Annotated in this window: 15 protein-coding genes; 9 read left to right on the top strand and 6 right to left on the bottom strand. The window is 72.4% G+C overall.

Annotation, left to right across the window (positions count from 1 at the left end; translation table 11 throughout):
- The first annotated feature begins 62 nt into the window (after nt 1-62).
- The 5 genes from ACPXBU_RS06720 to ACPXBU_RS06700 all read left to right on the top strand — a co-directional run bounded on the left by ACPXBU_RS06720 (nt 63) and on the right by ACPXBU_RS06700 (nt 4814).
- Complete coding sequence (locus ACPXBU_RS06720; protein WP_425757179.1) at nt 63-815, top strand: NUDIX hydrolase; 753 nt, start codon at nt 63-65, stop codon at nt 813-815.
- Complete coding sequence (locus ACPXBU_RS06715) at nt 812-1780, top strand: serine/threonine protein kinase (RefSeq protein WP_393365354.1); 969 nt, start codon at nt 812-814, stop codon at nt 1778-1780. The genes ACPXBU_RS06720 and ACPXBU_RS06715 overlap by 4 nt, the downstream gene beginning before the upstream one ends.
- 9 nt (nt 1781-1789) lie before the next feature.
- The gene (locus ACPXBU_RS06710; RefSeq protein WP_425757178.1) at nt 1790-2749 is read left to right on the top strand and encodes a hypothetical protein; all 960 of its coding nucleotides are present in this window, start codon (nt 1790-1792) and stop codon (nt 2747-2749) included.
- Entirely contained in the window at nt 2746-4008 is a 1263-nt protein-coding gene (locus ACPXBU_RS06705) for an adenylosuccinate synthetase (protein WP_425757177.1), read from the top strand. The genes ACPXBU_RS06710 and ACPXBU_RS06705 overlap by 4 nt, the downstream gene beginning before the upstream one ends.
- A 188-nt stretch (nt 4009-4196) precedes the next feature.
- The gene (locus ACPXBU_RS06700; protein ID WP_393365348.1) at nt 4197-4814 is read left to right on the top strand and encodes a DedA family protein; all 618 of its coding nucleotides are present in this window, start codon (nt 4197-4199) and stop codon (nt 4812-4814) included.
- 16 nt (nt 4815-4830) lie between these two features.
- Here the strand turns inward: ACPXBU_RS06700 and ACPXBU_RS06695 are convergent, their stop codons facing one another.
- Together ACPXBU_RS06695 and ACPXBU_RS06690 are read right to left on the bottom strand one after the other, a co-directional pair.
- A complete protein-coding gene (locus ACPXBU_RS06695; RefSeq protein WP_425757176.1) occupies nt 4831-5472 on the bottom strand; it encodes a response regulator in 642 nt (213 codons plus the stop codon).
- Nucleotides 5469-6620: a sensor histidine kinase gene (locus ACPXBU_RS06690; protein WP_425757174.1), complete on the bottom strand. Its 1152-nt coding sequence runs from the start codon at nt 6618-6620 to the stop codon at nt 5469-5471. Before ACPXBU_RS06690 ends, ACPXBU_RS06695 begins: the two co-directional genes overlap by 4 nt.
- Nucleotides 6621-6790: 170 nt before the next feature.
- Here ACPXBU_RS06690 and ACPXBU_RS06685 point away from each other — a divergent pair, with 170 nt between their 5' ends.
- Entirely contained in the window at nt 6791-7435 is a 645-nt protein-coding gene (locus ACPXBU_RS06685) for a DedA family protein (RefSeq protein WP_425757173.1), read from the top strand.
- Nucleotides 7436-7553: 118 nt separating this feature from the next.
- On the opposite strand, the gene ACPXBU_RS06680 is transcribed toward ACPXBU_RS06685, so the two are convergent.
- Nucleotides 7554-8192: a TetR/AcrR family transcriptional regulator gene (locus ACPXBU_RS06680; RefSeq protein WP_393365341.1), complete on the bottom strand. Its 639-nt coding sequence runs from the start codon at nt 8190-8192 to the stop codon at nt 7554-7556.
- 68 nt (nt 8193-8260) lie between these two features.
- On the opposite strand from ACPXBU_RS06680, the gene ACPXBU_RS06675 reads away from it, so the two are divergent.
- From ACPXBU_RS06675 to ACPXBU_RS06665, 3 genes are all read left to right on the top strand, one after another.
- Nucleotides 8261-8713: an SCP2 sterol-binding domain-containing protein gene (locus ACPXBU_RS06675; protein WP_393365339.1), complete on the top strand. Its 453-nt coding sequence runs from the start codon at nt 8261-8263 to the stop codon at nt 8711-8713.
- Nucleotide 8714: 1 nt separating this feature from the next.
- Nucleotides 8715-9929: an acyl-CoA dehydrogenase family protein gene (locus ACPXBU_RS06670; protein ID WP_393365337.1), complete on the top strand. Its 1215-nt coding sequence runs from the start codon at nt 8715-8717 to the stop codon at nt 9927-9929.
- A 224-nt stretch (nt 9930-10153) separates the two neighbouring features.
- Nucleotides 10154-11716 (top strand): AMP-binding protein, encoded by a 1563-nt coding sequence (locus ACPXBU_RS06665; protein ID WP_425757170.1) that lies wholly within the window; start codon nt 10154-10156, stop codon nt 11714-11716.
- 55 nt (nt 11717-11771) lie between these two features.
- Here ACPXBU_RS06665 and ACPXBU_RS06660 read toward each other — a convergent pair whose 3' ends face one another.
- The 3 genes from ACPXBU_RS06660 to purD all read right to left on the bottom strand — a co-directional run bounded on the left by ACPXBU_RS06660 (nt 11772) and on the right by purD (nt 15288).
- Nucleotides 11772-12971: a hypothetical protein gene (locus tag ACPXBU_RS06660; RefSeq protein ID WP_425757168.1), complete on the bottom strand. Its 1200-nt coding sequence runs from the start codon at nt 12969-12971 to the stop codon at nt 11772-11774.
- Entirely contained in the window at nt 12968-13558 is a 591-nt protein-coding gene (locus ACPXBU_RS06655; protein WP_425757167.1) for a SigE family RNA polymerase sigma factor, read from the bottom strand. Before ACPXBU_RS06655 ends, ACPXBU_RS06660 begins: the two co-directional genes overlap by 4 nt.
- Nucleotides 13559-14037: 479 nt before the next feature.
- A complete protein-coding gene (gene purD / locus ACPXBU_RS06650; RefSeq protein WP_425757165.1) occupies nt 14038-15288 on the bottom strand; it encodes a phosphoribosylamine--glycine ligase in 1251 nt (416 codons plus the stop codon).
- Between the last annotated feature and the right edge of the window lie 15 nt (nt 15289-15303).

Genomic DNA, 15303 nt, shown 5'->3' with positions numbered 1-15303 from the left:
GGAGCGTCCTCGTGCGTTAGGTTGTTCTCAGAGAGAGATATTCTCAAGCTGAGAGAGACACGATGAACGAGCAGGAGTTCCTGGAGGCGTACGACCCACGGGCCTACCCGTCGGTCGCGGTGACCGTCGACGTGGTGGCGCTGACCATCCGCGACGGCACACTGCACCTGCTGCTGATCCAGCGCGGGCAGCCGCCCTTCGCGGGGCACTGGGCGCTGCCCGGCGGCTTCGTCCAACCCGACGAGGACCTGATCGCCGGCGCCCGACGGGAGCTGGCCGAAGAGACCGGGCTCGGCGGCGACCGGCTGCGCCGCGTACACCTGGAGCAGTTGGGCAGCTATGGCGCCCCCGAGCGCGACCCGCGGATGCGCGTCGTCTCGATCGCCCACCTCGCGTTCGCCCCCGACCTGCCCGACCCGGCCGCCGGCACCGACGCCGACGCGGCGATCTGGCTGCCGGTCACCGCGCTGACCAGCCGGCAGCTCGCCTTCGACCACGGCCGGATCATCGACGACGGGCTGGAGCGGGCCCGGTCCAAGCTGGAATACACCCCACTCTCCACGCGCTTCCTCGACGCCGAGTTCACGATCAGCGAGCTGCGCACCGTCTACGAGACGGTCTGGGGTCACCCACTGCACGCCGGCAACTTCCACCGCAAGGTGCTCTCCGTGCCCGGCTTCGTGGAGAGCACCGGCACCAGCACCGAACGCGGCGGCACCCGCGGCGGCCCCCGTGCCCGGCTCTACCGGGCCGGCGACGCCCGACTGCTGCACCCGGCGCTGCTGCGCCCCGCCCGCGAGGAGACGGTGCGATGAAAACCGCGGCGGCCATCGGTCTGGTCACGGCGGCCCACAGCGACGCCGACCTGTTCGGCACGGACCAGCCGGCCCGGCGATACCGCGAGCTGGTCGCGGCCTTGCACCCCGACCGCCTGCCGGCCGACCCGGCGGTACGCGCCGAAGCCCTCGACGCGTACATCCACGTCACCACCAGGTGGCGGGCCCGGCAGGTCACCGTCCTCGGTGACTACCGACTCGGCACCCCCGCCCACTCGGGTGACCTCGCCGACCTCTACGACGTCGGCCACGATCGGCTGCTCAAGCTCCCCCGCCGGCCCACCGACAACGACCTGATGGCCCGCGAGGCACACGCGCTGCGCACCATCGCCGAGCGCGGCGACCCCCGCTACCTGCCGTACGTGCCCCGGCTCGTCGACGAGTTCCCGCACCGGGACGCGGCGACAGGCGCCGAGCGGCGGATCAACGTGCTCGCCACCGCACCCGGGCTGCACGACCTCGACGAGGTGCGGCGCGCGTACCCCGACGGGCTGGACGCCCGGGACGCGGCCTGGATCTGGCGGCGGCTGCTCGTGGTGCTCGGCCTGGCCCACCGGGCCGGCGTGGTGCACGGCGCGGTCCTGCCCCGACACGTGCTGATCGAGCCGGACGCCCACGGCGTGGTGCTGATCGACTGGTGCTTCTCCGCACCCGTCGGGGGCACGATCCCGGCGCTCGTGCCCGGCCACGGCTGGGACCCGGAGGAGGTCCTCCAGAAGCGGCCCTGCGGTCCGGGCACCGACATCGCGATGGCCAGCCACTGCATGAGCTGGCTGATGGGGCCGCGCGCGCCCCGCGAGCTGCACACCTTCGCGCAGGGCTGCCGGCAACGGTCCCTGGACGCCCGGCCCGCCGACGCCTGGCTCCTGCTCCGCGAACTCGACCAGGTGCTGGACCGGCTCTACGGGCCACGCACCTTCCGTCCCTTCACCCTCACCCCCTAAGGAGCTGTCATGGGCAGTGGAATCTGGTCCACCGACGTGTACGACGCCGCCGACCGCTACCGGCGCTCCACCGGCCGCAGCGCGTTCTCCTACAGCGACAGCGGGGCGCGCACCGTGCACGCCGCGCTCGACCCCCGCGACGCGATGCGCGAGAGCCGCGACTCCGACGAGCACCCGCGCTCGACCCCCGTCGCGGTGCTCTTCGACGTGACCGGCTCGATGCGCAACGTGCCGCGCGTCCTGCAGACCAAACTGCCGCAACTGCTCGGCCTGCTGCAACGGCAGGGGTACGCCAGCGACCCGCAGATCATGTTCGGTGCGATCGGCGACGCCACCTGCGATCGGGTGCCGCTGCAGGTCGGCCAGTTCGAGTCGGACAACCGGATGGACGACGACCTCGGCCGGATCGTCCTGGAGGGCGGTGGCGGCGGGCAGATGAGCGAGTCGTACGAGCTGGCCATGTACTTCATGGCCCGGCACACCGCCACCGACAACTGGGAGAAGCGCGGCCGGCGCGGCTACCTGTTCATCATCGGCGACGAGCTGGCGTACCAGCAGGTGAAGGCCCGGGAGGTGGCCCGCCTGATCGGCGACGACCTGGCCGAGGACGTGCCGCTGCGGCAGGTCGTCGACGAGGTGACCCGCCGCTGGGACACCTACTACCTGCTCCCCGCCGGCAGCCACTACGCCGGCAACGCCAAGGTGCTCGACTTCTGGCGGGACCTGCTCGGGCAGAACGCCGTCGTGCTCGACGACCTCGACGCGGTCTGCGAGACCATCGCGCTCACCATCGGCCTCGGCGAACAGGCCATCGACCTGGACGAGGGCCTGCGCCACCTGGACCACGCCGGCTCCAGCGCCACCGGCACGGTGTCGAAGGCCCTGGCCCGCCTCGGTCGCGGCCGGCGAGCCGAGGTGGCGACGCTGCCCACCTTCACCGACACCACAGGTGGGGTGACCCGGCTGTGAGGCACGTGGCGGTGGTCGACCTCGGCTACGGGGACGCCGGCAAGGGCACGGTGGTGGACTGGCTCTGCGCCACCCGAGACGTGCACACGGTGGTCCGCTTCAACGGGGGCGCGCAGGCGGCGCACAACGTCGTGCTGCGCGACGGGCGGCACCACACGTTCGCGCAGTTCGGGGCCGGCACGTTCCGCCCCGGGGTCCGTACGCACCTGTCGCGACACGTGGTGGTGGACCCGCTGGCGCTGGCCGCCGAGGCCGACCATCTCGCCACCGTCGGGGTGACCGACGCGCTCGACCGGCTGACCGTCGACTCCGACGCGCTGCTGGCCACCCCGTACCACCGGGCCGCCAACCGGGCCCGGGAGATCGCCCGGGGAGCCGACCGGCACGGCTCCTGCGGGCTGGGGGTGGGCGAGGCCGTCGCGTACGGTCTCGCCCACCCGGACGACGCGCCCCGGGTCGGCGACTGCCACCGCCCGGCGCTGCTGCGCCGCCGGCTGACCGCCCTGCGGGACCGGCTGACCGCCGAACTGGGCCCACTTGACGCCCCACCTGTCGAGGACTGCCTGCCCGCGTTCACCGGGTTCGCCGGGCGGGTCGCGATCGTCGACGGGAGCTGGCTGGCCGGGGCATTGCGCGCCGGGACCTGCGTCTTCGAGGGCGCGCAGGGGGTGCTGCTCGACGAGTGGCACGGTTTCCACCCGTACACCACGTGGAGCACCACCACCTTCGCCAACGTGGACGGCCTGCTCGCCGAGGCGGGCCGGTCCGGCGACGTGACCCGGGTCGGGGTGCTCCGCGTGGTCACCACCCGACACGGCGCTGGCCCGTTGGTGACCGAGGACCCGGGCCTGCCGTTCACCGACGCGCACAACGCCACGAACCCGTGGCAGGGCCGGTTCCGGTTCGGCCACTTCGACGCGGTCGCCCACAGGTACGCCCTCGCGGCGGCCGGCGGGGTCGACGGCCTGGCGTTGACGCACCTCGACCACGCGTACCCCGGCCTGCGGATCTGCCGCCGCTACGACACGACCGACCGCCTCACCCCCGGCCCACCCGGTGACCTGGACCGGCAGGCCGCGCTCACCGCCAGCCTGCTGCGCTCCCGCCCGCTCTACGACGACCCACCGCCCAACTGGGCCGAGGCGATAAGCACGGAGCTGGGCACCCCCGTGGTCCTGACCTCGCACGGCCCCACCGCCGACGACAAGCTGACACACGGCCCACTGCTCACCCCACCAACCCTGGTCCACGCGGCCTAACCCCACCCCCACCCCCACCCCCACCCCCAACCCCGCCCCAACCCCGTCGATCTTGCACTTTCGGTTGTCGCTTCGCGGCTTTTGCAGGGGTTGGTTCCGACAGAAAGTGCAAGATCGGCGCGGGGAAGGGTGGAGGTCATACCGCCGCTTCGGCACCGGGACGGGTCGTGCCCGGCGAGCATGGGGGCATGGACTCCGCGCTCGACCTGCTCCGACAGCTCGTCACCTCACCATGGGTGTACCTGCTGATCTTCGGGCTGACCGCGGTCGACGCGTTCTTTCCCGCCGTACCCGGCGAGGCGGCCGTCATCACCGCCGCCGTGCTCTCCACCGGCGGAAATCCCAACCTGGCGGGGGTGATCGCCGCCGCCGCGGTGGGCGCCTGCGCCGGCGACCACATCTCGTACGCCATCGGGCGCGGCGGCGGCGCGAACCGGCTCGCCGGGTTTCCCGACGGCAGCCGACGGCGGGCCAGCTCCGAGTGGGCCCGACGCGCGCTGGACCGGCGCGGAGGGCTGATCCTGACCACCTCCCGCTACCTGCCGGGGGGCCGGACGGCGGTCACCCTCACCATGGGCGCGGTCCGGTATCCCCGCCGGTCGTTCCTGCTCTACGACGCGATCGCGACGGTCACCTGGGCCCTGTACTGCGGGCTGCTCGGCTACTTCGGTGGGCTGGCCTTCGAGCGCCACCCCATCAAGGGCGTCCTCGCCGGGCTCGGCCTCTCGGTGCTCGTCACGCTGGGCATCGAGGGCATCCGCTGGATACGCCAACGGGCGCGCCGCCACGCCTCCTCCCGGCGCTGACCTGCCTCCGGCCAGCTCACAGCAGGTCCGCGTCGTACACCAGGATGGCCAACTGCACCCGGTTGCCGGCCTGAAGCTTGGCCAGCGCGCGACTGACGTGCGCCTTCACGGTGGCCTCGCTCATCGTCAACCGCCTGGCGATCTCCGCGTTGCCGTGCCCGCTGGCCACCTCCCGGACGACCTCCCACTCCCGCGTGGTGAGCGACGCCAGCCGCTCCCGAGCAGCCTCCCGGCGGGCCGGACCACGCTCGGCGAACGAGCTGATCAGGCGCCGGGTGACAGTCGGGGCGAGCATCGCGTTCCCGGCGGCCACCGTGCGGACGGCGGCGGCCAACTCCCGGGGCGGGGTGTCCTTGAGCAGGAAGCCGACCGCCCCGGCCCGCAGCGCCCGGTGCACGTACTCGTCCAGGTCGAAGGTGGTCAACATGATCACCTTGGGTCCGGCGGCGACCACGTCGGGCGCGACGGTCAGCCCGTCGACGCCCGGCATCCGCACGTCGAGCAGCACCACGTCGGGACGCAACCGCTGGGCCTGCTCCAACGCGCCGACGCCGTCCGCCGCCTCACCCACCACCGTGATGTCCTCGGCCGCCTCCAGGATCAGCCGCAACCCGACGCGGAGCAGTTGTTCGTCGTCGACAACCACCACCCGGATCACGCCACACCCGCCACCGGGATCAGGGCGCGGACCAGGAAGCCGCCGTCCACGGGCGTCGCCTCCAGCCGCCCGCCGAGCAACTCCACCCGCTCGCGCAGCCCGAGCAACCCCTGTCCGGCACCGGGCAGGGACCGGCCACCCTCGGACGGGCCGTTACGGACCCGCACCTCCAGCCCGTCGGGCAGGTAGCGCAGACACACTGTCGTCTCGGCGTCGGCGGCGTGCTTACGCACGTTTGTCAGCGCCTCCCGGACCACCCGGTACGCCGTACGCCCCACCGTCGCCGGCAACGCCGACGGAACTCCCTCGTCCCGCCGGTGCACCAGCAGCCCGGCGACACGGGACTCCCCGATCAGCTCGTCCAGCGCGTCGAGCCCCCGCTCCGGCAGCACTGCCGGACCGGCCTGCCGCAGCACACCGAGCACCTCGCGCAGGTCGGTGAGCGCCTCCCGTCCGATCGTCCGGATCAGCGCGGCCGCCTCGACCGTCGCCGGGTCGACAGCGGTCACCTCCAGCGCCCCGGCGTGCACCACCATCAGCGAGACCCGGTGCGCGACCACGTCGTGCATCTCGCGGGCGATCCGGGTCCGCTCCTCCGCGCGGACCCGGTCGGCGCGGGCCTCCTGCTCGCGTTCCAGCCGCTCGGCCCGGTCCCGCAGGGCGGCGAGCGTGTCCCGGCGTGCCCGCACCCAGAGACCGAACACCAACGGAAGCCCGACCAGACCTGCGGCAAGCAGCACGACGTTGCCGGTGGTGGCGGTGGTGATCCGGCGTACGCCACCCACCGCCAACCCGACGAGCATCCCGCCGGCCAGCACCACCGCCGCACCGACGAGGTAGCCGACGAGCCGGCGACCCCGCAACCGCAACCCCGCCTGGTACGAGGCGACCACTCCGGCGGCCGCGGCGGCGAGCACCAACCAGCCGACCGCCGCGGCCAGGAACAACGGCCAGCGACGGGTCCGGGCCATGCTGGCGGCCCAGCCCGAGCCCACCGCGATCAGCAGCGCGACCGCGCCCGGCAGCGGCGAGCGGACCCCCAGGTCACCTGTCGCGCTGCCCCACACCGCCGTGACGACCAGGACGGCGAGCAGCAGCGGGGCGAACCGCTCGACGACCCGCCGGAGGGCGACGGCACAGGGGGCCACGTGGTGAGCGTAGGACTCCGCCGCCGGCTCGGATCGCCCCACGCCGTCGAATGCGGGTGCGGTGGGGGATGACCCCGATCCGGCGTCCGGGCCGATCCAGACCTAAGTAGTGGCGTCCCGCTGACCACTGGCCGATGGCGGGAGCCACCGCTCGCACCAGCATCGGGGGCATGGATCTGCTCGATCTGCTGCACGAGACGATGTCCTCGCCCTGGGTGTACCTGGCGATCTTCGCGATCGCGGTGCTCGACGGCTTCTTCCCGGTGGTGCCGAGCGAGACGGCGGTGATCACCGCCGGGGTGTTCGCGGCCTCCGGTGCGCCGTACCTCCCCGCGGTGATCGTGGTGGCCGCGTCCGGTGCCCTGATCGGGGACCACATCTCGTACGCCATCGGCCGGGGCGGTGGCACCCGGCTACTCGACCGGCTACCACCCGAGGGTCGGCGCAGGGCCGCCATCGAGTGGGCCCGTCGAGGGATCGCCACCCGGGGCGGCCTCATCCTCACCGTGGCCCGCTATGTGCCGGGCGGTCGGACGGCGGTCACCCTCACCATGGGCGCGGTCCGGTATCCCCGCCGGTCGTTCCTGCTCTACGACGCGATCGCCGCCGGCTCGTGGGGGCTCTACTCCGGGCTGGTGGGCTACCTCGGCGGGATGGCCTTCGAGCAGGACCCGCTGCGGGGGCTCCTGCTCGGTCTGGGCCTCGCCCTGGGGGTGACGACGATCGTCGAGGTGGTCCGCTGGCTCGGCCGGCGTCGCCGATCCGGGCGGTCGGCGTCGACGACCGAGCCGGCGAGCCGGGTGCCGGTGCCGTGACCTCGGGCGGCCGGGTTGGTGCGCTGACCCTGGACGGCCGGGTTGGTGCGCTGACCCTGGACGGCCGGGTTGGTGCGCTGACCTCGATCGGCCGGGCGGTGCGCTGACCTCGGGGCGGTCAGTCGGCGGCCGGACGCCAGACGGCGCCGTGCAGGAGTTGGCCGGCGCCCAGCCAGGCCACGTTCATCATCCGGGTGGCGGTCTTCTCCGGATCGGCCTCCGGGTGGTCCGCGAGCCAGTCGGCAAGCGACTCGGTCGCGCCGACCAGGGCGTACGCGACGACCTCCAGGTCGACAGCGGTGATCTCCCGGCCCTCGGCGCGCAGGGCGTGGTCGAGCATCCCGGCGACGACCTCGACCAACCGGGCCCGCATGGTGGCCAGTTCACCGGCGAACGGCTGCTCACCCCGCGCCTGCCGGTAGAGCACCGCCCAGCCGTCGCGGTACGCGCCCACGAAGCCGAAGAACGCCTTCAACCCGCGCCAGAGTCGAACGTCTGCCGGCAGGTCGGGGGCGGCGGCACCGGCGATGGCCTGCATCATCCGGGTGCCCTCCCGGTGCAGACACGCCACGAAGAGTTCCTCCTTGGTGCCGAGGTACGCGTACACCATGGGCTTGGAGATGCCGGCATCCTCGGCGATCTCGTCCATGCTGGCGGCGTGGTAGCCGCGCCGGGAGAAGACCTTGACGGCCGCGTCAAGCATCTGCTGCTCACGAACGGCACGTGGCAGGCGCTTGAAGGCGGGCGGCGTGGACACCTTGCGAGCATACCTACTCGTGCGTAGGGTTACGCACGAGTAGCCATATCTTCCGGAAGGCGCACCTGATGACTGACTTCGACCCGGCCAACTTCGCCAACGTCGGCCCCAAGGAGTTTGCCCAGCTGGTCAAGTCCACCCCGGACGACAAGATCGCCCAGGTGATGTCCGGTGACCTGCGTGGCAAGGTCCTGGGCGAGGTGTTCGGCCGGATGCCGTCGCTGTTCCGCGCGGACCGGGCCGGCTCCACGAACGCGGTCATCCACTGGATCATCACCGGTCGGTCGGATGGCGGCAGCGACACCTACGAGGTGGCCATCGCCGACGGCAAGTGCGTGGTGAACGAGACCCCGCAGCACGACCCGAAGCTGAGCCTGACCATGGGCCCGGTCGAGTTCCTGAAGATCGTCTCCGGTGGCGCCAACCCGGTGATGATGTTCATGACCGGCAAGCTGAAGGCGAAGGGCGACCTCGGCCTCGCCGCCAACATCGCCAACCTGTTCGACATCCCCAAGGCCTGACATGGCCGAGTTCTCGCTCGACCTGAACGAGGAACAGCGGGATCTACGCGACTGGGTGCACGGCTTCGCGGCCGAGGTCGTGCGCCCGGCCGCCGCCGAGTGGGACGAGCGCGAGGAAACCCCGTGGCCGGTGATCAAGGAAGCCGCCAAGGTCGGCCTCTACGGCTTCGAGTTCCTCGCCACCTGCTGGGCCGACCCGACCGGGCTCTCGCTGCCGATCGCCAGCGAGGAACTCTTCTGGGGTGACGCCGGCATCGGCCTCTCCATCTTCGGCACCTCGCTCGCCGTCGCCGCCATCTACGGCGCGGGCACCCCGGACCAACTGGTCGAGTGGGTGCCGCAGTGCTTCGGCGACGTCGACTCGCCCGCCGTCGCCGCGTTCTGCTCGAGCGAGCCGGAGGCGGGCTCCGACGTCGGCGCCATGCGCACCCGGGCCGTCTACGACGAGGCCACCGACGAGTGGGTGCTCAACGGGCAGAAGGCGTACGCCACGAACGGCGGGATCGCCGGAGTGCACGTGGTCACCGCCTCGGTCGACCCCACGCTCGGCTCCCGGGGGCAGGCGGCGTTCGTCGTACCCCCCGGCACCCCCGGCCTGGCCGCGACCCGCAAGCTGCGCAAACTCGGCCTCCGCGCGTCCCACACCGCCGACGTCTTCCTCGACGGGGTACGCGTGCCCGGCCGCTGCCTGCTCGGCGGACGGGACGCCCTGCTGACACGCCTGGACCGGGCCCGCAGCGGTCAGCGGGCCACCGGGCAGGCCGCGATGCGCACCTTCGAGCTGACCCGACCCACCGTCGGCGCGCAGGCGCTCGGCGTGGCGCGGGCCGCCTACGAGTACGCCCTGGACTACGCGAAGGACCGGGTCCAGTTCGGACGGCCGATCATCGAGAACCAGGCGGTGGCGTTCGCGCTCGCCGACATGCGAATGGAGATCGACGCGGCGCGACTGCTGGTCTGGCGCGCGTCGTGGATGGGCCGCAACAACCGCCCGTTCACCGCGGGCGAGGGATCGATGTCCAAGCTCAAGGCCGGCGAGGTGGCGGTGTCGGTCACCGAGAAGGCGGTGCAACTGCTCGGCGGTGCGGGTTTCCTGCGGGACCACCCGGTCGAGCGCTGGTACCGCGACGCCAAGATCTACACCATCTTCGAGGGCACCTCCGAGATCCAGCGACTCGTCATCTCCCGCGCGATCTCCGGGATGCAGATCCGCTGACCGGCCCGCAGCTCGCCCGGCCCGCCTCGGCGGAGCCGGGCGAGGAGGCCGCGGCACCCGCATACCGTGCTGCCACCGGATTCCACGATCTGTGCCGTGTTCATCACCCCGCGCGGGCGTGAGCTGGGCCTTCCGCCGCACCCAGTGCATGATCAAGGAAGACGCCCTGCTGGACGGGGAGATCCGCTGCCCCGTCCGCGCACCACCCCGAGGAGGTCTGCGGCATGGACCTGCCGTTCATCATCGCCACGCTGACCCGTCGTGGACTGCTCACCCCCGGCAGCCCCGTCCGGGTCGCCGCGCAGCTCAACGCGTTGCGGACGTGGGGATGGAGCCTGGGCGGCGAGTTGCGCCAGGCAGCCGCCCGGGACCCCGGCCGGCCGGCGGTCATCGACGAGAACGGCGTCGAGCTGACGTACCAGGAGCTGCTCGACCGGGCCGAACGGATGGCCCGCTCGATGCGGGCGGGGCTCGGCGTCCAGGCCGGCGACCGGATCGGCGTGCTCTGCCGCAACCACCACGGGCTGATCGAGACGATCGTCGCGGCCACCCTGCTCGGCGTCGACGCCGTGCTTGTCAACACCGGGCTCTCCGCCGCCCAGTTGGGCACCGTGGCCGAGGAGCAGCGGCTGCGGCTGCTGGTGCACGACGACGAGTTCGCCGACCGGGTCCTCGGCCTCCCCGCCGAGCTGCCACGCCTCGACGAACGGGCCCGCGACGAGTTGGTCGCCGGGGCGATACCGGGTGACCTGCAGCCGCCGGAGCGGGACGGTCGGATCATCGTGCTGACCTCCGGCACCACCGGCACCCCCAAGGGTGCCCGCCGACCCACGCCGAGTGGCTTCGGCCCGCTGGTGTCCATCATCGACCGCATCCCACTGCACGCCCGGGACCGGGTGATGATCGCGGCACCGATCTTCCACACCTGGGGGCTCGCCGCCCTGCAGGTCTGCCTGGCACTGCGGGCCACAATCGTGCTGCACCGGCGCTTCGACCCGGTCGCCACGCTGGCCGCTCTCACCGCCCACAGGTGTGACGCGCTGTTCGCCGTACCGGTGATGGTGCAGCGGCTCCTGGAGGTCCCCGCGCCCGACCCGCGCCCTCCGCTCAAGGTCGTCGCGGTCAGCGGTTCCGCCCTGCCCGGCGGGCTCGCCCCGAGGTTCATGGACGTCTACGGCGACGTCTTGTACAACCTCTACGGCTCCACCGAGGTCTCCTGGGCCTCCCTCGCGGCTCCCCAGGACCTGCGCCAGGCGCCCACCACGGCCGGCCGGCCACCCCACGGCACCCGACTGGAACTGCTCGACGACAACGGGCAACCGGTGCCGCCCGGCCAGGTCGGGCGGATCTTCGTCGGCAACGAGATGCTCTTCGAGGGATACACCTCCGGCGCCAGCCGGGAAACCCACGACGGCCTGCTCGACACCGGTGACCTCGGCCGACTCAACCCCGACGGCCTGCTCTTCGTCGACGGCCGGGCCGACGACATGATCGTCTCCGGTGGCGAGAACGTCTTCCCGTCCGAGGTGGAGGACCTGCTCGCCCAACTGCCCCAGGTCCGCGAGGCGGCGGTGATCGGCGTACCCGACGCCGAGTACGGCCAGCGGCTGTCCGCGTTCCTCGCCCTGCACCCGGGCGAAACGCTCGACCCCGAGGCGGTACGCGAGTACGTCCGGCACTACCTGGCGCGATTCTCCGTCCCCCGGGACGTGATCCTCGTGAAATACCTGCCGCGTAACGCCACCGGCAAGGTGCTCAGCCGAGAGCTACGCCGCTACTACGGCTGACCGCCCCGGACCCGTCGGCGAAAACCGGCGAGTGCCGGGGCGGTGACCGCCCCCGTCAGTCGACGATCAGCGAGGGCCGCCAGTCGCGCTTGGCCCCGGCGAGGTCGAGGTGCGGGAACAGGCCCTTCGTGCCCTGCTCATCGAGCGCGCCGCGGCGTGCGTCCATCCGGACCACCATCCCCCGCACGTCGAGCACCTCCAGCCTCTCCGACCAGTCCGGATCGGCGGCAGCGTAGAAGGACGCCTGATGGCCGTCGATGGTGGTGTTCGGCGGCTCGTACAGCACCTTCCCGTCCAACTCGGCGCGGATCTTGTCGGTCATCACCACGTACGGGGAGAAGCTGACGTCCAGCGTCTTCGCCCCCGCCTTACTGTGAGCCGCGGTGGAGGTCTCGGCGCTGTACGTGATGCCGGCGTACCACCGCCAGCCGTCCGGGGTCAGTGGCCCGTCCACGCTGGCATAGATCGGCCGCAGATGCTGCGGCAACCCCGTGACCTGGGCCGGCATCCGCAGCCGCTCGGTCGTACTGAACCTGAGCGTCTGCGCCACGTGCAGGGCGGTCTCGCGGACGTCCTGCCCCGCCGCCCAGGGCGTGACATCGACCTGGGCCCAGCCGTCGGGGGCGTACTGCCAGCGGAGGGAGAGCCGGTCGGTGTCGCCGTCGACGTCGTACACGGTGAAGGTCGCCGCCTCGCCCCGCACATCGGGTGCGGGCGCAGTGTCCACCACGGGTGCCCGTTGGTCGATGCCCATGACCTGCGGCGCCTTCGGCGTCACCCCCTTCGGGTAGAGGTGGACCGAAACCCCCGCCCAGCTCTGCTTGTCACCGTCATCTCCGCCCAGAATGACACGCGTGTCACCCTGCGACAGACCCGCCGAGTAACTCAGCCTGGCCAGGCCCGACGGCAACCAACCGAACCGAACGTACTGAATGGTCGGATCGATCGTCTCCAACGCGGCCGGGATCCGGGACGTGTCGGGCGACGACGCCTCTCCGGTGGCCGGCTCCAGCGGGGCCGGGGTGTCGAGCGGGCCCAGTGACGGCGACCCATCCGTCGGCGCAACCAGGCCCGGCACCGTGACAGCGCCGACAACCACCGCGACCACCGCCAGTGCGGCGCCCGCACCGCGCGCGTACCAGCGCTGCCGCCGCCCGGCGGTAATCGCCCGCTCGACGTTCACCACGGCGGACGGCGGCTCGGCCGCCTCGAACTCGGCGCGCATCAACCGCGCCAGATCCATCTCATCGATCATTGCCAACTCCCGTGGGCCAACACGTTGGACGGCATGCCACTCGCCGTGCCGGTCCGCATGGCGGTCGGCACGTCATTTCGGACGGGGGCGAGCAGTCCTCGCAGCGTCGCAAGCCCCTTGGCGGTCTGGCTCTTGACGGTGCCCGGCGCGCAGCCCAGCGCCTGAGCCGTCTCCTCCACCGTCAGGTCCTGAAAGAACCGCAGCACCAGGACGGCCCGCTGCCGCGGCGCGACCTGGCGCAACGCCGCCACCAGATCGAGCCGCTCGGTGGCATCCGGGGCGGTCGGTGCGGGCCGCTCCGGCAGCAGGTCGGTGAGCAACACCCGAGCCCAGCCACGTCGCCGCTCGTCGATCAACCGCCGCATCAACATCGTCCGGACCAGCGCATTCAGGTTGTCGGCGCGCCGTGCCCGGGACCAGTTGCGGTACAGCTCGGTGAGCACCCGCTGCACGATGTCGTCGCCCTGATGCCAGTCACCGCACATCAGGTACGCCGTCCGGCGCCACTGCGGCAGACCGACCCGAACACACTCGGTGTAGTCGGCGTCGGCCGAAGACCGCTCGACCGGTATCCGGCTCAGTGGCATCCTCGGACCTGTCCTCCCACCGGCAACCAACAGCACGGTGATCGTCCGCAAACCCGCATCTCCACTCCTCCCGTCGCTGTGCCTCCGACACCGCTAAGTCGTGGCCGGAGCAACGCCGGGTTGCCCCTAGGGGCGACAACCTCACCAGACTGGCTCAGCTACCCCTTCGGTCGACATGCTCGACCAGGTCGATGATCGATCGATACGGCACGTGGATTGTCGGCGGGCCGTGGTGGTGGCAGATCGCACGGGGACGGCTACGACGCCCAGCTTGTCGTTCAGCGGCGCCTTCAGCGAACACGCTGTCCGCGCACGCCGATCCGCTCCGCGGGCGCGGAGGCATCGCGCTACGGCCCGGAACCGGGGGTCGAACTCTCCATCAGCCCGACCGCACCGCGGGCGTTCGCGGTCGAGGCACCCACCTCGACCCACACCCGCGGGCGTTCGCGGTCGAGGTACCCACCCACCGACGCGGGGAGTCAGCTCGGGATCGTGATCCGGCCGTCGATCGCGGCGGCGGCGATGTCGGTGCGGTGCTGCGAGCCGGCCAACTCCACCCCGTCCACAAGCACGTACGCGGCATCCCGCGCGGCGGCCAGATCGGACCCGGTGGCCGTACCGCAGAGGACCCGGCCCCCGGCGGAGAGCAACGCGCCGTCGCTGGCCCGGCGGGCGGTGCCCGCGTGGATGATGCCCGGTCGGTCCGCGCCGGTGATGACGTCGCCGGTGCGCGGCGCGGCCGGATAGCCCGGCGCGGCCAGCACCACGGTGACCGCGCTGCCGTCCCGCCACCGCAGCGGCGGATGCTCGGCCAGCGTGCCGGTGGCCGCCGCGTGCAGCAGCCCGCCCAGCGGGGTCTCCAGGAGCGCGAGCACCGCCTGCGTCTCCGGGTCACCGAAGCGCGCGTTGAACTCGATCACCCGAGGGCCGGCGGCGGTGATCGCAAGCCCGACGTAGAGCAGGCCGGCGAACGGGGTGCCCCGGCGCCGCATCTCCGCGAGCGTCGGGTGGACCACGTCGCGCATGACGTCGTCGACCAGGCCGGCGGGAGTCCAGGCCAGCGGCGCGTACGCGCCCATGCCACCGGTGTTCGGCCCGGTGTCGCCGTCGCCGAGCCGCTTGAAGTCCTGCGCCGGCAACAGCGGCAGGGCCGCCTCGCCGTCGGTGACCACGAAGAGGCTGACCTCCGGGCCGTCGAGGAACTCCTCGATGACGACTCGTCCACACTCGGCGGCGTGCGCGAGGGCGGCCGACCTGTCGGCGGTCACCACCACGCCCTTGCCGGCGGCGAGACCGTCGTCCTTCACCACGTACGGGGCACCGAACTCGTCGAGCGCCCGAGCGGTGCTCTCCTCGTCCGTGCAGACGTACGCCCGGGCGGTCGGCACGCCGGCGGCGGTCATCACGTCCTTGGCGAACGCCTTGGAACCCTCCAGCTGAGCTGCCGCACCGGAGGGGCCGAACACGGCGATCCCCTTGGCACGTAGCGCGTCGGCGACCCCGGCGACCAGCGGCGCCTCCGGACCGATCACCACCAGGTCGGCGGCTGTCTCCACAGCCAGCGCCGTGACCGCGGCCGGATCCGTCGGAGTCACGGTCCGCAGCTCAGCCACCGAACCGATCCCCGGGTTGCCCGGCGCGGCAGTCAGCGCCGAAACAGCCGGATCACGCACCAGCCCGAGCGCGAGCGCATGCTCCCGCCCGCCACCACCCACCAAAAGAACCCGCACGACCCCGCATCCTAC

It is taken from the genome of Micromonospora sp. DT231, from assembly GCF_049847025.1.
GTDB lineage: Bacteria > Actinomycetota > Actinomycetes > Mycobacteriales > Micromonosporaceae > Micromonospora.
The sequence above is the reverse complement of the archived record's forward strand: the minus strand, read 5'-3'. Positions and strand labels throughout refer to the sequence as shown.